Raw genomic sequence first — 16,003 nt, forward strand, 5'->3', positions numbered from 1 at the left:
AAGATTAGATTGTATTTAGTTCGTTAGCATTAATAAATACTCGTACTCCGTTAAGAGCTCGGCTCGCAAGCGCTTCATTTTTTTCCTTTTTGTTGCGAATGCGCTTCTCGAGACTTGGAAGAAGACCAAAGTTCGCATTCATCGGCTGGAAGTTATCAGGATCTGCATGGGTTATGTAGTAGGCCATACTCCCGATGGTTGATTCCTGAGGGAATACGATCCCTTCCTGTCCCTGAGCTGCTCTTGCTGCATTGATCCCTGCAATCAATCCGGATGCCGCTGATTCTACATAGCCTTCGACACCCGTCATTTGTCCCGCCAGATACAGATTAGGCCGTGTTTTCACCTGATAGGTTTGTTCCAGCAGTTTAGGCGAATTGACAAACGTATTGCGGTGCATGACACCGTAACGCACAATTTCGGCATTCTCGAGTCCCGGAATCATGGAAATGATCCGCTTCTGTTCGCCCCATTTCAAATGAGTCTGGAAACCGACAAGGTTGTAAAGCGTACCTGCCGCATTATCCTGACGGAGCTGCACCACAGCGTGCGGCAGCTTGCCTGTATGCGGGTTCACCAATCCAACAGGCTTCATCGGGCCAAACAAGGCGGTTTGTTTACCGCGCTTCATCATGACCTCGATCGGCATGCAGCCTTCGAAATAAATCTCCTTCTCAAACTCTTTCAATTGAGCAACTTCGGCATTGATAAGAGCGTCATAGAAAGCGTCAAACTCTTCTTCCGTCATGGGACAATTTAGATAAGCCGCTTCGCCTTTATCATAACGGGATGCCAGATAGACCTTACTCATATCGATGGAATCCTTTTCCACGATTGGAGCAGCCGCATCGTAAAAATAGAAATAGTCCTCACCCATCAGCTCACGAATCTGTGATGACAACGCGGGCGAAGTCAGCGGCCCTGTGGCAATAACAACGATGCCTTCTTCAGGTATATGCTGAATTTCTTCATTTACAACCTCAATTAAAGGATGCTGATGCAGGGTTTCCGTAATTTCTCCCGAAAAACCGTCGCGGTCAACGGCCAATGCGCCCCCAGCCGGGACGGAATTGCGATCTGCCGAACCGATGACAAGCGAGTTTAGCATCCGCATCTCTTCCTTCAATACCCCGACTGCGTTGGTTAAACCGTTCGCCCGAAGCGAATTACTGCATACAAGCTCAGCGAACTTGTCCGTATGATGAGCCGGCGTCTTAACGACCGGCCGCATCTCATATAATGTAACGGGTACGCCACGGCTAGCGATCTGCCAGGCAGCTTCACTGCCTGCAAGCCCTGCACCGATAACCGTAACCCTTTGTGAATCTGTCAACGTCATTACCCCCTGTATGCCTTACAAATCTGCTGCATCGTCCTGTTCCTCGACCATTTCGGAATAATCACAAGAAGTACATTGAAGCTTGATGCCTTGCTTGCTTTTCTTCTCTACCATTAAACTGCTGCAATTCGGACACGGCTTCGTTGATGGTTTATCCCATGATACAAAATCACATTCGGGATAACGATCACACCCAAAGAAGATGCGCCCCTTCTTGCTCCGGCGTTCCACCACATGGCCTTCCTTGCATTTCGGGCACGCCACGCCGATATCTTTCACGATCGGCTTGGTATTCCGGCAATCCGGGAAACCCGAGCAGGCAAGAAACTTGCCGAAACGGCCCAGCTTATACACCAACGGCTTACCGCATTTTTCGCAGATCTCATCGGAAACCTCATCTTCGATTTCGATTTCCTTCATTTCTTCCTCTGCTACTTCAAGGCGCTTTTCAAAGGATTCATAGAACTCTGCCAATACTTTGACCCAATCTTCGGAGCCCTCCTCCACATGGTCGAGGTCCTCTTCCATGTTCGCCGTAAACTCTACATTGAGAATTTCCGGGAAGAACTGCTCCATCTGTTCGATGACAAGTTCACCGAGCTCGGTTGGCATGAATTTTTTCTCTTCGATGGCAACGTAGCCTCTCTTCTGGATCGTCTCCAGCGTCGGTGCATACGTACTCGGACGTCCTATGCCGAGCTCCTCCAGCGTTCGGACAAGCCGTGCTTCCGTATAACGCGGAGGCGGCTGCGTGAAGTGCTGCTTCGGCTCAATATCCTGCTTCTCCAGAATGTCGCCACTGTGAAGCTCTGGCAGGTATTTGTCTTCCTCCGTCGTCCCATCGTCATTTCCTTCAACATAGACCTTCATGAATCCAGGGAAACGAACCTTCGAACCGGTTGCGCGGAAGACCGTTTTACCAGCGGTGATATCAACAGAAAGCGTATCCAGCACAGCAGAAGACATCTGACTCGCCACAAAACGCTCCCAGACCAGTTTGTACAGGCGAAGCTGATCACGGCTCATAAACGGCTTCATGGATTCAGGATCCCGCAGCACCGAAGTAGGACGGATCGCTTCATGCGCATCCTGAGCGTTGGCTGCTTTTTTCGAGTATTGTCTCGGGCTCTCCGGAACGAACGGATCACCATACTTCTCGGTGATATATTCTTTTGCTTCTTCTTGAGCCGTACCTGAAATGCGTGTGGAATCCGTACGCATATAGGTAATCAAACCGACGGTGCCTTCCTTGCCAAGCTCGACGCCCTCGTACAACTGCTGGGCAACGGACATAGTCTTGGCAGCACGGAAACCAAGTTTACGTGCAGCTTCCTGCTGCAAGGAGCTCGTCGTAAACGGTGGAGACGGGTGGCGCTGACGCTCGCGCTCTTTTACTTCGCCGACTTGGAAGGAAGCATCCCGAATCGCTTCGAGAATTTCATTCACTTCCTGTTCATTGGTCAGCTCCTTCTTCGCGCCGTTAAGCTGCGTAAATTTGGCTTCGAATGCGGTTCCTTTAATGGCCAGTTTGGCCGTAATGGTCCAATATTCTTCCGGAACGAAAGCGCTTATCTCATTCTCGCGGTCGAGAATGATTTTGACGGCTACCGACTGAACGCGGCCGGCAGAAAGTCCCTTTTTTACTTTCTTCCATAGAATAGGGCTGATCTTATAACCAACCAAGCGGTCCAGGATACGTCTTGCCTGCTGCGCGTTAACCAAATCCATGTTAATTTTGCGCGGCGTTTTGAAGGCATCCTTCACGGCCGTTTTTGTTATTTCATTAAATACAACCCGCAGGCTTTGAGTATCATCCAGCTCCAACGCATGCGCAAGATGCCATGCAATGGCTTCCCCTTCGCGATCGGGGTCAGCTGCGAGGTACACTTTTTTCACCTTTTTGCTAGCATCCTTAAGTTCCTTTAAGACAGAACCTTTTCCGCGGATCGTAATGTATTTCGGATTGAAGTCGTTTTCCACTTCAACCCCGATTTGGCTCTTCGGCAAATCGCGAACATGACCCATCGAAGCCTTCACGATATACTTGCTGCCGAGATATTTGCCAATCGTTTTCGCCTTAGCAGGCGACTCTACGATGACGAGTGAATCCGCCACAGGTTCATCCTCCTCTCCAACATTCAAACTTTCCCATTAAATGATCTTATATATAGCACCGGGTAATTGGGTAATCTGCTTTTTTATGATTAAAGATAACAGAACTGAATGCAAATGTCCAAAATCCCACCGGGTTCGCTCGATCATCTCATCCAGCGACCCGGGACCCTGTTCGAGCATATGGTATATTTGTCGTTCGTCATTTGTCAACCCGGCTAGTACATCCGGTTGCTCCTGACAAGGGGCCTGCCGCTCCTTATTGTATGTATCCGAGGCCACTTTTGGCAACCAGGAATCATATTCTTCTATTATATCCCTAGCTTCCGTAACCATCTTGGCCCCTTGCTTAATCAAATCCAGGGTCCCTCTGCTCTTGGGTGAAGTGAGAGGTCCCGGAACGGAAAACACGTCCCTTCCCGCCTCCAAAGCTAAATCCGCCGTGATCAACGATCCGCTGCGGGCATCCGCCTCCACCACCACGGTACCTAGCGTGAGTCCCGCGATAATGCGGTTTCGCTGCGGGAAGAATCCCGGGAGCGCCTTGGTGCCGGGCGGGTATTCCGAAATGATAAGTCCCTTAGCCGCGATCTCTTCATAGAGCGATCGGTTCTCCGGTGGATATATAACGTCAATGCCGGCTCCAAGAACTGCCAAGGTCGGTCCCCCGCTTCGCAAAGCCGTATCGTGGACAACGCTATCAATGCCTCTGGCCATGCCGCTGACAACCATGAACCCTGCCCTTGCCAACTCCTCGGATAACATCGTTGCAATCTTGCGCCCATATGCCGTAGGCATTCTTGTACCTACCATCGCAATCCCCGGCCTGGACAGCAGATGAGGATCGCCTATGCAATACAGCACCCAGGGTGCCTGTGGCGAAGATTTTAACGTGTCCGGGTAGATATCATCAAGGGCTGTTATAATACGTATTTTTGAACGGTTTGTCAAATTCCATACCCCGGCCTCATATTGTCGAAACCCGGCATGATCCGCACTCGACAGATCGACCTGCTTACTTTCGACAACGGAAGGAAAGTCTTTGGCCAGCTTATTCGCTTTTTCGACAGGTAGACCACAGGCTCTCCAATCATTCGCATCATATGACAGCAGCCCCTCATGCAGCTCGCCATTCGATATGATTCGGTTAATGGTCTTCCATCCGATACCTTCGCTTTCATGCAATGCAATCAGCAGTAAGCTGTCCACCTTCATAACGGGACCTCCTTAAAATATAAAATCGAAAACAAAAAAGCAACCCTTCATTTCCTGTTTAGGAAATAAAAGGTTGCTTACCTCAAGTAAAAACCATTGACTTAGTCTAATCATGCATCAGAATCTTGTTCTAGTGAGTCGTGCAAGACTCCAAAAGACCTTTCTCCTCAAGCACGCTAACCAGGGTTGAGCCCATTTCAGCAGGTGTAGGAGCTACTTTGATACCACAAGCTTCAAGTACAGAGATTTTCTCCTTGGCTGTTCCTTTACCGCCAGAAATAATCGCGCCTGCGTGGCCCATACGTTTTCCTGGAGGCGCCGTTGCGCCGCCAATGAAGCCTACCACTGGTTTGGTCATGTTCGCTTTGATCCATTCAGCCGCTTCTTCCTCCGCTGTACCGCCGATCTCACCGATCATAATAACCGCTTTGGTGTTAGGATCTTCATTAAAGAGTCTCAATACATCGATAAACTCCGTCCCTTTAACCGGGTCGCCGCCAATCCCTACGGCGGAGGATTGTCCGATGCCGCGAGCTGTCAGCTGATGAACGGCTTCATATGTCAGGGTACCGCTGCGGGATACAACGCCGACATGTCCTGGCGTGTGGATGTAACCAGGCATGATGCCGATTTTGCATTCGCCCGGTGTAATGACACCCGGACAGTTAGGTCCGATCAAACGAGTCTTCTTGCCTTCCATATAGCGGGATACTTTCACCATATCCAGCACCGGAATGCCTTCCGTAATACAGATAACCAGATCCATCTCGGCATCAACAGCCTCCAGAATGGAATCGGCTGCAAAAGCCGGAGGCACATAAATTACGCTAGCGGTTGCGCCTGTTTTGGCTTTGGCTTCCTCAACGGTGTTGTAAACCGGCAATTTGACGGTTTCGCCGTTCTCAAGCGTAATTTCGACTTCGGTTCCACCTTTGCCAGGGGAAGTTCCCCCGACCATCTGTGTACCGTAATCCAGGGCGCCTTTTGCATGGAAAAGGGCTGTTTTACCTGTAATCCCTTGCGTGATAACTTTTGTATTTTTATCGATCAAAATACTCACGATTGATTCACATCCCCTATTGTTATTTGAAAATGAAAGCAACCGCACGGCAAGGCTAAGAAGCCCATCGTGCCATGCCCCTTCAGGAATGAAATATTACTGAACGAGGGAGACGATCTTCTGTGCTCCGTCGGCCATGGAATCAGCAGGTACGATATTAAGACCGGACTCAGCCAAAATCTGCTTGCCGAGGTCTACGTTTGTTCCTTCCAAACGTACAACAAGCGGACGAGTCAGTCCTAACTGTTTCGCTGCTTCGACAACACCGGTAGCAATAACGTCACAGCGCATAATACCACCGAAAATATTGACAAAAATTCCTTTTACTTGAGGATCGGACAAAATAATCTTGAAGGCTTCCGTTACCTTCTCCGTTGTTGCACCGCCCCCAACATCAAGGAAGTTAGCAGGGTCGCCGCCATAGTACTTAATGATGTCCATCGTAGCCATGGCAAGACCGGCACCATTAACCATACAGCCGATGTTGCCATCCAGAGCTATGTAACTCAAGTCGTATTTGGATGCTTCGATCTCCTTCTCATCTTCTTCGTCCAGGTCACGCAGTTCAAGGATGTCTTTATGACGGAACAGCGCATTGGAATCAAAGTTGAGTTTGGCATCCAGAGCCATGACGTTTCCGTCACCGGTTACGACAAGCGGATTGATTTCAGCGATAGAGCAATCCTTCTCTACGAATGCCTTATACAAGGCCAGCATGAACTGAACGGCTTTCCCTACCAGTTCATTCGGAATATTAATGGAATACGCTAATTTCCGTGCTTGGAATGTTTGAAGTCCGATCGCTGGATCTACGACCTCTTTGAAAATCTTCTCGGGAGTTGCTGCTGCAACCTCTTCGATCTCGGTACCGCCTTCTTCGGACGCCATCAAAACGACACGGCCGGTAGCACGGTCAACGACCACACCGATATAATACTCTTTGCGAATATCGCAGCCCTCTTCAATGAGGAGACGCTTGACTTCCTTGCCTTCCGGACCCGTTTGGTGAGTCACCAACACCTTGCCCAGAATTTCTTCAGCATAAGCACGAACCTCATCCAGGTTCTTCGCCACTTTAACGCCGCCGGCTTTACCCCGACCGCCTGCGTGGATTTGTGCTTTGACAACGGTTACGGGACTGCCCAAAGATTGTGCAGCTTCAACTGCTTCTTCTACCGTAAACGCTACCTTGCCGTTCGGAACAGCTACTCCATATTGCTTCAGTACTTGTTTTCCTTGATATTCATGGATATTCATTCTCGAATCCTCCTATCAACATGACTGGAACAAGGCTGGCTAACACGGAACGAATCTATGAAAGATTTCCCTGTCAACCTTTATATATTAAACCCAAGCTATTGTAACATGTTTTTAAAACGCTTACCTTAAAAAGTTCACCGTTTATCCACTCGATTTGGCATGGGTATGATTCCTTCCAGATATAAATTGGAGAAATATGTAAAATTATTTGTTTTTTCGTGCAAAGCTTATCAATCCGATAATCCCCAATACGACAACGGCAATGCCTAACAATCCTGCAACTAGTGTAGTGATGATATTTCCCCATAATATGGTCATCCGATTCCCCTCTCCCATCCCCATAATATTTGGTACATTCATTACTATTATACCATTAAATCCCTTTTTGTTTAAGATAAACTTGTGACGCAAAATAAAACTCTTTATCCTTTTTCTGCTATCCGTTAGAATGATTGAAAGATTAGTGAACGCATTCATAAGGAGATTCAGCATGAGTTGGTTGAAGTCATTTTTCCCGCTGCATTCATTATTTGTCAAAATGCTGGTGTATTTTCTCGTCGTGATTTTTCTGCTCTCCTCCTACAACCTATGGTCGATGACATTCTACTCCCGTCATGTTCACAATGAAATTGTCAAATACAATCTGACCCTGATTCGAAATACGGTAGATCATTTTGAGAAACAATACTCCACTTGGAAGAATCTCCTCCTCAACCTTCAGCACGATGAATTTGTCGGCAATATCAGCAGGCAGGCCGATTCCGGCGGAAAGAAAGGCATCGATTATCTGCAGGTGGATATGGTGATGGATCAGATCCGGACCCTGGTAAGCCAGCCCTATTATCACTTGAACAATGTCATGATCTACTACCAGAATCAGTCCTTCCTGCTTGAACGGGATGGCATCGTCGATGATGACCGCATGTTTAACCATTACTACATAAGCGACGCCTATCCGTACGAGTTCTGGAAACGGAGCGATCACACAAACGGCTTTCTGCAAATGTTCCCCAGCAGCACTTTCTCCATCGGGACAGAGAAGAATGAGCTTCAGTTGATGCCTCTACTTACGAACGTACAGGGCAGCCCCTGGAAGATTATAGCTTTCGTAAATATGAAAAGCTGGTATGTATCCTATAAAGGCATGGCCGGTTCCCGTTTTCTGCTGGTGGACTCGGAGGGAGCAACCCTGTACGAATCCGCCCCGGATGAGAAATCCCAGCCACTGCCGGAATGGGACGGCCACTCGGAATGGATGATCGAGAAGGGATCCTATTACTTTTTCGAAAAGGGCTCCCGTTCCGGCCTTACCTACATCTCCATTATTCCGCATAACGAACTCAACCAAAGCATCAGCCGTATGAACTGGATAGCCGTACTGTTATTTGCAGCTACCCTGCTCATTGGTATTATGGCATCCTGGATATTTTCCCGAACAATCAATCGGCCGCTCAAGAGAATGGTAACGGGACTGGGGCAGGCGGAGGTGGAGCTATATCAAGGGAGCATTGCCGAATTCAGCGCCATCTCCAACCACTTGAAGGGTTTGCAGCATGAACGGAAGATCATCAAGGAATGGATGGACCATACCAAACCGTTGTTGACCAGCTACCATTATTTGGCCCAGTTCAAAAACATTGCCCTTGATACCTCCGCTTCCAAAGAGCTTTGGGTCGGCGAGGGTGCATTCATGGTTCTCGTATATCAGTTGAGGTACCGGCACGTCCCTTCTCGTCAGCTTGATGCCTTAATGACACGGGCAACCGGCAAGATCAAAGATATGATCACGCTGCAGATACAAGCATCGTTTCCCCTATCGCACACCCTTCAGATGGAGGGGAAGCAAATTTTATCCATTGTGTATACACAAGAAAAAACGGACATGCTGCAGCAGTGTCTCAGTCAGCTCAAACAGATTTTTGATCAAGATCAAAGCACCTATCTCGTGAATATTGCGGTTTCGTCCGTATTCCAGCAAACCTCTGATTTTGACCGGGCTTATGCAGAAGCCATGTCGCTCCTGCAACAAGCCATGCCGATTGAGGAAACCCAGATTATCTGGGAGAAAGAACGCCGTGAAGATGTAACAGGATTCACTGCCGAGCAGGAACATGAGTTTTACGTGAATTTACAGGCCGGCAACGAGAGCAGCTGCCAATCACTCATTGAGCGCGCCTTGGATCGTTTGCAGAGACAAGAGGCCACGGCCGATCAACTAAGCCACTTTGCCAAATCGGTCTCGGTCCGCATGAGAAGAACAGTAGAACTGCTGAAAATCAACACCGACGCGCTTCCGGATTACGCCGAAAGGCTTGCGTACAGCGTAACCCCCGAGCAATACCGGGAAGCCCTTCTCGACGAGCTTGCCCATGCAACCCATGCGATCCGTCTGAAACGGGAGGAACATTACGATATTATTCAATATGTCATTCATTATCTGGAGTCCCATTACGCTGAAGAAATATCACTTGAGCAGCTTGCCTATAAACTCAACATGTCGCCTACTTATCTGTCCGGGTATATTAAAGAGAAGACGGGGAGCAATTTCAGCGACCAATTGAATGCGATTCGAATAGCAAAAGCGAAAGTACTTCTGGAGACGACGAACATGCCGATTCAGGAAGTAGGCAACCGGATCGGGTACCGTAATGTCACTTCTTTTATCCGCATGTTCAAAAAAATAACCGGCCAAACACCGGGTGATTACCGGAAAACCAACTGGGTCCGATAAAGCACAGGTGAGCGGCCGGCCGCTTTAACCTTTAACAGAGCCAATCAAAGCCCCTTTTACAAAATACTTCTGTATAAACGGATAGACAAGCAGGATCGGCAAGGTGGACACCATAATGGTAGCGAATTTCAAGCCATCCTCCACCACCACGATATCACCCACGACCGGACCGTCCGTTCCCGTCAATTGCCCTGACAGCACGATGTTTCTTAAAATCACCTGGAGGGGCTGCATATCGGCATCCCGCAAATACAGCAGCGGCCCCATGAAGTTATTCCACATTCCGACGGCATAATACAAGCCGATGGTGGCCAGCACCGGCTTGGAGAGCGGGAGCACAATCCGGAAGAAAATCCCGATCTCAGACAGTCCATCAATTTTTCCGGATTCCTCGAGCTCTTGAGGCATACCCATGAAAAAAGTTCGCATGATGAGCAGATTCCAGGTGCCTACCGCTCCGGGCAGCACCATGCCCCAGAGGGTGTTGACAAAGCCAAGCTCCTTCACGACCAGAAACGTCGGGATCATCCCGCCGTTAAAAAACATCGTAAAGACGATCAGCATCAGGATCGGTTTGCCCATGACCATCTTGGTCTTGGACAGCGCATAAGCCCCAAGTGCCGTGACAATCAAAGAAATGGCGGTCCCTGTAATCACATAAATCAGCGTGTTCTTATATCCTTTCAGCACCCGTCCGTCCTCGAACACATACTGATACATATCCAGGTTGAAGCCCTTCGGCCATAACCACACTTCCCCGGAGGCGATCGATGCGGAATCGCTAAGGGACACGGCCAGCATATAAACAAACGGGTATAGACACGCCATCACAATTCCGGAAAGAATCAAGGCATTGAGCGCGTCAAACCAATTCCATTTCGGTTTCATCACGTTCCTCCTTTACCAGATGCTGCTTCCGCTAACTCGCCGGCTAAACGAATTGGCCGCAATAATGAAAATAAAGCTGATGATGCCGGTAAACAGATCAATCGCCGTGGCATAACTGTAGTTGCCTTGCGTTAAGCCGACCCTGTACACATAGGTGGATATAATATCGGCTGTCTCGTAGGTGGCCGGAGTCGCGAGCAGATATACTTTCTCAAAGCCGATCTCCAGTATTTTTCCGATATCAAGTATCAAGATGATCACAATTGCCGGCGCGATGCCGGGAAGTGTAATGTTCAGCGCCTGCTTCCACCGATTAGCCCCATCTATCCGTGCCGCTTCGTATAATTGCGGATCGATTGCCGTCAAAGCAGCCAAATAGATAATGGTCCCCCATCCAATATGCTGCCATACGTCGGTCGTTACATAAATCGACCTGAACCAGGCGGACTCAACCAAAAAGTTGATTCGTTCGAGTCCGATGGCACTCAGCAGCTGGTTGACCACCCCGCTTGTCGGAGATAGGAACATAACCGCGATCCCCGCTACAACCACGTTAGATATAAAGTGTGGAAGATAGCTGACCGTCTGGACAAACCGTTTTAAAAACGATTTGCTCACTTCATTGATGAGTAACGCAAGTATGATGGGGGCTGGAAAGCCGAAGATCAGCTTGTATAAGCCCAGCAGGAATGTATTTCTGAGAACAGGCCAGAAGTCAGGCGTACTAAAAAACATGCTGAAATATTTAAAACCCACCCAGTCACTCTCCGTGATCCCCTTAAATAAGTTGTAGTCCATAAAGGCGATCGAAATGCCGAATATGGGAACATACTTAAAGATGATGTAATAAAGAGCACAGGGCAGAAGCAGCAGCAGCAGGTATTTGTCCCGCTTCACTTTCGTCAAGAAACCCGGATTCTGTGCTTGCAAAAAACGATTCCTCCTTTTGCAGCGAAATCCATGCTGTATCTGCAAGCCGCTCCCCTTGCGGACCGGGACCGGGCTTGAAACGCATCCGAAGAGCCGGTCCGTAACAGAGAGCCACTGCGTTCATCCAACGGCATGGCGTTCCGTATAAATTACTTAGCTTCATTCAAGAACTTTTGCGTCCGCTCATAAGCACTTTTATGAACATCCAGCACCTGCTGCACGCCAAGCTTGTTTATTTCATTAACGTAAGCATCCCAATCACCCATTGGTTTCTGTCCTAGAATGAACTTGGCAATCTGCTCCTCATGAAACTTTTTCACGGTTTCGCCGACCATGCTCAGCACTTCATTTTCTTCATTCGTATAGGCAAGCCTTGGCTGCGGTTTCGTTTCATGGTCCGGCGCGATTTTCATCGCTTCCCGCATTTTTGGGGAATACATGGACTCGTAAGCCGTCATATCCAATACCGTATGTGCTCCGATTGTTGCGATCCCCGTCTTGGTTCTCAAATCGCCGAACTCTTTGTAATCCGTATTGAATTTGCGAACCCCGTTCTCGGTTGTAAATGTCTCCCCTTCCCTGCCCCAGGTTGCCAGCTCAATTCCTTCGGGAGAGAACAAGAAATCCAGGTACTGCAGCAGCCGATCCCGCTCCTTGGAATTTGCCGCCACCGCAAAGCCGTCGGACTGCAATCCGGCAAATACATTGTGCGACTTGCCATCCGGGATTCCAACAGGAGGAACCATATAATCGAGACTAAACTCGGATGCCTTATCCCCAAGCATTAACGGAAGTTCGTCCATGATGCCGATATAATCGCTGGCAATAAACGATTTGTTCTGAAGCAGCAGATCATTAAATTGCTTACGTTTATGCGCCATGAAGTCAGGCGCAACCAATCCCTCCGTGTAAAATTTATTCATATACTCAACCATTTTCTTGTAGTTGTCCTCTGTCGGACCGTAGCGCCATTCATTCTTCTCGAAGTCGTAATAGTAGCTGCTATTGGTATTAAACGCAGGTGCCATATTGACCAGCGGACTCAAACCGTTAAACACGGCAATCGGAAAGCTGTCCGGGTACAATTCCTTTAATTTTTTCGCGACCGTATACAGCTCGTCGTAAGTCGTCGGCGGTGTCAGATTGTGTTTCTTGAATACGTCGTCCCGGTAAAGCCATGACCGCCTGGATTGCTGCTCAAGTCCATACAACGGCATAAAATAGTTCTGACCCTCAGGAGACAGAATAGCTGCTTTCACTTCCGGATGATCATCGAGAAACTTCTTATAGTTTGGCATCTGATCCAGATGCTCGAAATAGTCGACAAACGCCCCGCTGGCCCCGTGCGTATTGGCGGCATTCAAGCTGTTAACCATCATAAGATCCGGTATCTCGCCCGAGGATATTGCCAGGTTCATCGTTGTGGTGTAATCGCTCATTACGGGTTGTACCTTGAAGGAGATGCCGGTTTCTTCTTTTAAGTACTTATAAATCGGCCAGTTTTCCTTATAGGGCCAATTCGTATGAGAGAAGGTCATCATTTCTAGTGCGACTTCCTTGCCTAAGGCGGCGCTTTCAGGATTCTCCTCTTTTACCGCGTTCTCTTTTGAGCAGCCGCTCAATACTGTACCGGTTATAACGGCGGCCAATGCCACCAACCCGAGCTTTCGGTTCCAAACTTTCACGCAACCCTCTCCCTTATGTATTGATGATGTTACGCCAGCCGCTCTTAAGGCAGCATGTCGTTTATGATTTTGATTCTACTTGCCGGACCCGTGTTTTGACTATTTACATTCCTTCCCGTTATTGCCTGAAGCTACGATTCTGAAAAAGTGACAACTTTCTGAACCATGGTACATTCACCGTTCAAATCCCGCGCCGTGGCTGGGTCTTAACCTATTGAATGAAAGCAATCAATCATATTGCCCAGCAACCCCATCTTCGTCTCTAATAAGAAAGAAAATTGGTAGAAATCTCATAAGTATTTGAAAAAAAAGTCAAGATCCGAAAACGGATCTTGACTTATGAGGTGCACTGAAACGTTCACTTTATCTAACACAAATAAGACCTTGATTGACTGGGCAATACATTCTTTAATTTAAATTGACTGATGAACATCGAGTTACGATCGCCCCTTTTTGGATAAATGGACTTGAGACTATTAATTCCTTAGGTAGCCATCTATTCATTCTCAGGTTATGTGACATATCCTGCAAGTACATCCTAAGGAGGTGCTCATATTGAAAAGTTCTATTGGAAAATTACACAAAAAACCACTAAAAAGAAATCTCTCGTGTTGTAAAGGGAAAAAGAAAAAAGAAATCGTGTGTAAAAAGAGAAAGGTTATCAATCTTTCCTGCCCGCCACCTAGAATCAATGTAACACCTGTGCCTGGACCTCAAGGGCCTCAAGGGCCTCAAGGACCTGCCGGAGCACAAGGTATTCCAGGACCTCAAGGACCGGTCGGAGCACAAGGACTTCCTGGAGCTCAAGGAATTCAAGGGCCTGTTGGACCCGCTGGAGCCCCTGGAGCAACTGGAGCAACTGGAGCGACAGGGCCGGCCGGCGTTTCAGCATTTGCTTTTGTATGTAGTACGGAAACGCAATCTCCCGCCGCTGCTCCAGCACCTGGTGCTCAAGGAGGCGCAGTAACCTTCAACAATCCTCCTATAATTGGAGGAACAGCCCTTACGTTCACTGCTCCTTCAACATTTACTGTCAATGAAACAGGCGTATATAATATAAGTTGGGAGGTATTCCCAACCCCGGGTGTGAATGCATTTGGTTTGTTCTTTGATCCAGATGCAGCCGGTCCGGCAGTTCCAGCCCTGGTTCCTTGCAGCAATTATGGAACGAATGCAGGCAATCAGCCATACCAAGGCCAGGTAGTTGCCTTTTTAACAGCTGGCGGGGTCTTGACCCTGAACCGTATGGACAATATGGGGGCATTAACTTTACAAAGCGCTATCGGTGGAGGTACGCCAACCGTGAGTGCATCTATTGTTATTGAGCGTTTGGCTTAACAATAATTCAACTATTTAACTTAAGGAAAGAATCCGTAGATATTGGGTTCTTTTCTTTTTTTTCATAAATTCCCATCCAACTGAAATAATTTCATCGATCTTGATCCAATATGCGGCTTAATGACATCAAGACTGGGCTCTTACCTGCTCGACGAGGTTTTGGTATATGATCATGAATTGACATGCGGGAGGTAAACTTTTACAATACGGACTAGAGTTACCCAGCGAAAATGAGGAAGCACCCTTTTCGAATCTTGGATGTTCTATTTCGACTCAATCCACTGATATCTGAAGAGAGGTGCTTTCATTTATGTACGGAAAACTTCATAGCGCTTGCTTGCACGGCATTGACGGCGTTGTCATCCAGGTGGAGGTGGACCTGGCGAACGGGCTGCCCCAAACCTCTATCATCGGTCTGCCCGATTCCTCCATTCGCGAATCGATTGAGCGGGTACGGGCAGCAATTAAGAACTGCGGTTTTACCTATCCCTTAAAACGGGTAACCGTCAATCTTGCACCGGCAGATCTGCGCAAAGAGGGCTCTTCCTTCGATCTGGCGATCGCCGTCGGCATATTGCTAACAAGCGAGCAATGGACCTTTGCGAATGCCGGACAAATGTTGATCCTGGGCGAACTTGCTCTGGATGGTACGCTTAGGCCCATTACAGGGGTATTGCCCATGGTAGAGCAAGCGAAAAAGGAAGGGTATGCCGGAGTTCTTCTTCCGCGCGAAAATGCTCCGGAAGCCGCATTGATCGGGGGAATCGAGGTTTATGAGCTCCAGCATTTAAAGGAGCTTGTCCAGGAAGGACCCGATGATCACAGCCATAATAGTGAAACTGGGGGAGCTACAAGCTATACCGTTTCGCTGTCCAAGCTCAAATATGATCGGTCAACGCATTTAAGCAAAACACAAGGGGACGGCCTGCAGGACAAGCAGCTGGAAGACTATAGAGATGTAATCGGTCAGCAGCATATCAAACGCGCCTTGACCATCGCAGCTGCAGGCATGCACAACATTCTGCTTATTGGGCCCCCGGGTACTGGAAAAACGATGCTTATGAAGCGCCTCCCTACCATACTGCCGCCGCTGGCGGATCAAGAAGCGTTGACTACAACGAAAATCTTCAGCGCTGCCGGAAAGCTAAAGCCATCCGATGGGTTGATGACAAGACGTCCCTTCCGGTCTCCTCACCATACCATTTCGGCCGGCGGGCTCATCGGAGGCGGCACCATTCCGAAGCCGGGGGAAGTCAGTCTGGCCCATAAAGGCATTCTGTTCCTGGACGAGCTTCCTGAGTTCTCGAGGCATGTGCTGGAGGTGCTGCGACAGCCCCTGGAGGATCGTGAAGTAACCATCAGCCGGGCACGGGCGGTATTTACCTTCCCGGCGCATTTCATGCTCGCTTGTTCGATGAATCCCTGTCCGTGCAGAGAACACCTCA

General features: G+C 48.5%; 11 protein-coding genes and 1 pseudogene. 3 read left to right on the forward strand and 9 right to left on the reverse strand.

All coding sequences use genetic code 11. From position 1 onward, the window contains the following. Positions 1-4 precede the first annotated feature (4 nt). From trmFO to PAEVO_RS33800, 6 genes are all read right to left on the reverse strand, one after another. Positions 5-1,339 (reverse strand): FADH(2)-oxidizing methylenetetrahydrofolate--tRNA-(uracil(54)-C(5))-methyltransferase TrmFO, encoded by a 1,335-nt coding sequence (gene trmFO, locus PAEVO_RS13945; RefSeq protein ID WP_481856489.1) that lies wholly within the window; start codon positions 1,337-1,339, stop codon positions 5-7. A gap of 15 nt (positions 1,340-1,354) precedes the next feature. Next, positions 1,355-3,454, reverse strand: coding sequence for a type I DNA topoisomerase (topA, locus tag PAEVO_RS13950; protein WP_100538082.1), 2,100 nt, complete (start codon positions 3,452-3,454; stop codon positions 1,355-1,357). A 36-nt stretch (positions 3,455-3,490) separates the two neighbouring features. Beyond that, positions 3,491-4,666, reverse strand: a complete 1,176-nt coding sequence (gene dprA / locus PAEVO_RS13955) for a DNA-processing protein DprA (RefSeq protein WP_100538083.1) — start codon at positions 4,664-4,666, stop codon at positions 3,491-3,493. 130 nt (positions 4,667-4,796) lie between these two features. Further along, the gene (gene sucD / locus PAEVO_RS13960) at positions 4,797-5,726 is read right to left on the reverse strand and encodes a succinate--CoA ligase subunit alpha (RefSeq protein WP_071220478.1); all 930 of its coding nucleotides are present in this window, start codon (positions 5,724-5,726) and stop codon (positions 4,797-4,799) included. A gap of 96 nt (positions 5,727-5,822) precedes the next feature. Next, positions 5,823-6,983, reverse strand: coding sequence for an ADP-forming succinate--CoA ligase subunit beta (gene sucC, locus PAEVO_RS13965; protein ID WP_006211339.1), 1,161 nt, complete (start codon positions 6,981-6,983; stop codon positions 5,823-5,825). Positions 6,984-7,190: 207 nt separating this feature from the next. Further along, entirely contained in the window at positions 7,191-7,346 is a 156-nt protein-coding gene (locus tag PAEVO_RS33800; RefSeq protein ID WP_165789591.1) for a hypothetical protein, read from the reverse strand. A 130-nt stretch (positions 7,347-7,476) separates the two neighbouring features. Between PAEVO_RS33800 and PAEVO_RS13975 the strand changes: the two genes are divergently transcribed. After that, positions 7,477-9,717 (forward strand): helix-turn-helix domain-containing protein, encoded by a 2,241-nt coding sequence (locus PAEVO_RS13975; protein WP_100538085.1) that lies wholly within the window; start codon positions 7,477-7,479, stop codon positions 9,715-9,717. A 24-nt stretch (positions 9,718-9,741) separates the two neighbouring features. Here PAEVO_RS13975 and PAEVO_RS13980 read toward each other — a convergent pair whose 3' ends face one another. The 3 genes from PAEVO_RS13980 to PAEVO_RS13990 all read right to left on the reverse strand — a co-directional run bounded on the left by PAEVO_RS13980 (position 9,742) and on the right by PAEVO_RS13990 (position 13,220). Beyond that, entirely contained in the window at positions 9,742-10,605 is an 864-nt protein-coding gene (locus PAEVO_RS13980; RefSeq protein WP_100538086.1) for a carbohydrate ABC transporter permease, read from the reverse strand. 12 nt (positions 10,606-10,617) lie between these two features. Continuing rightward, positions 10,618-11,535 (reverse strand): ABC transporter permease, encoded by a 918-nt coding sequence (locus PAEVO_RS13985; protein ID WP_100538087.1) that lies wholly within the window; start codon positions 11,533-11,535, stop codon positions 10,618-10,620. 149 nt (positions 11,536-11,684) lie between these two features. After that, the gene (locus PAEVO_RS13990) at positions 11,685-13,220 is read right to left on the reverse strand and encodes an ABC transporter substrate-binding protein (protein ID WP_100538088.1); all 1,536 of its coding nucleotides are present in this window, start codon (positions 13,218-13,220) and stop codon (positions 11,685-11,687) included. A gap of 555 nt (positions 13,221-13,775) precedes the next feature. Here PAEVO_RS13990 and PAEVO_RS34640 point away from each other — a divergent pair. Both PAEVO_RS34640 and PAEVO_RS14000 read left to right on the forward strand, forming a co-directional pair. After that, positions 13,776-14,558, forward strand: a complete 783-nt coding sequence (locus PAEVO_RS34640) for a hypothetical protein (RefSeq protein WP_100538089.1) — start codon at positions 13,776-13,778, stop codon at positions 14,556-14,558. A 310-nt stretch (positions 14,559-14,868) separates the two neighbouring features. Next, positions 14,869-15,990: pseudogene (locus tag PAEVO_RS14000) on the forward strand (YifB family Mg chelatase-like AAA ATPase); the annotation flags it as partial. Positions 15,991-16,003: the final 13 nt, after the last annotated feature.

Source organism: Paenibacillus sp. GM2FR (assembly GCF_002803325.1).
Lineage (GTDB): Bacteria > Bacillota > Bacilli > Paenibacillales > Paenibacillaceae > Paenibacillus_AQ > Paenibacillus_AQ lautus.

Coding starts and splice junctions, on each gene's coding strand:
- trmFO (WP_481856489.1), bottom strand. CDS start 1,339: ATGACGTTGACAGATTCACAAAGGGTTACGGTTATCGGTGCAGGGCTT.
- dprA (WP_100538083.1), bottom strand. CDS start 4,666: ATGAAGGTGGACAGCTTACTGCTGATTGCATTGCATGAAAGCGAAGGT.
- sucC (WP_006211339.1), bottom strand. CDS start 6,983: ATGAATATCCATGAATATCAAGGAAAACAAGTACTGAAGCAATATGGA.
- PAEVO_RS33800 (WP_165789591.1), bottom strand. CDS start 7,346: ATGAATGTACCAAATATTATGGGGATGGGAGAGGGGAATCGGATGACC.
- PAEVO_RS13975 (WP_100538085.1), top strand. CDS start 7,477: ATGAGTTGGTTGAAGTCATTTTTCCCGCTGCATTCATTATTTGTCAAA.
- PAEVO_RS13980 (WP_100538086.1), bottom strand. CDS start 10,605: ATGAAACCGAAATGGAATTGGTTTGACGCGCTCAATGCCTTGATTCTT.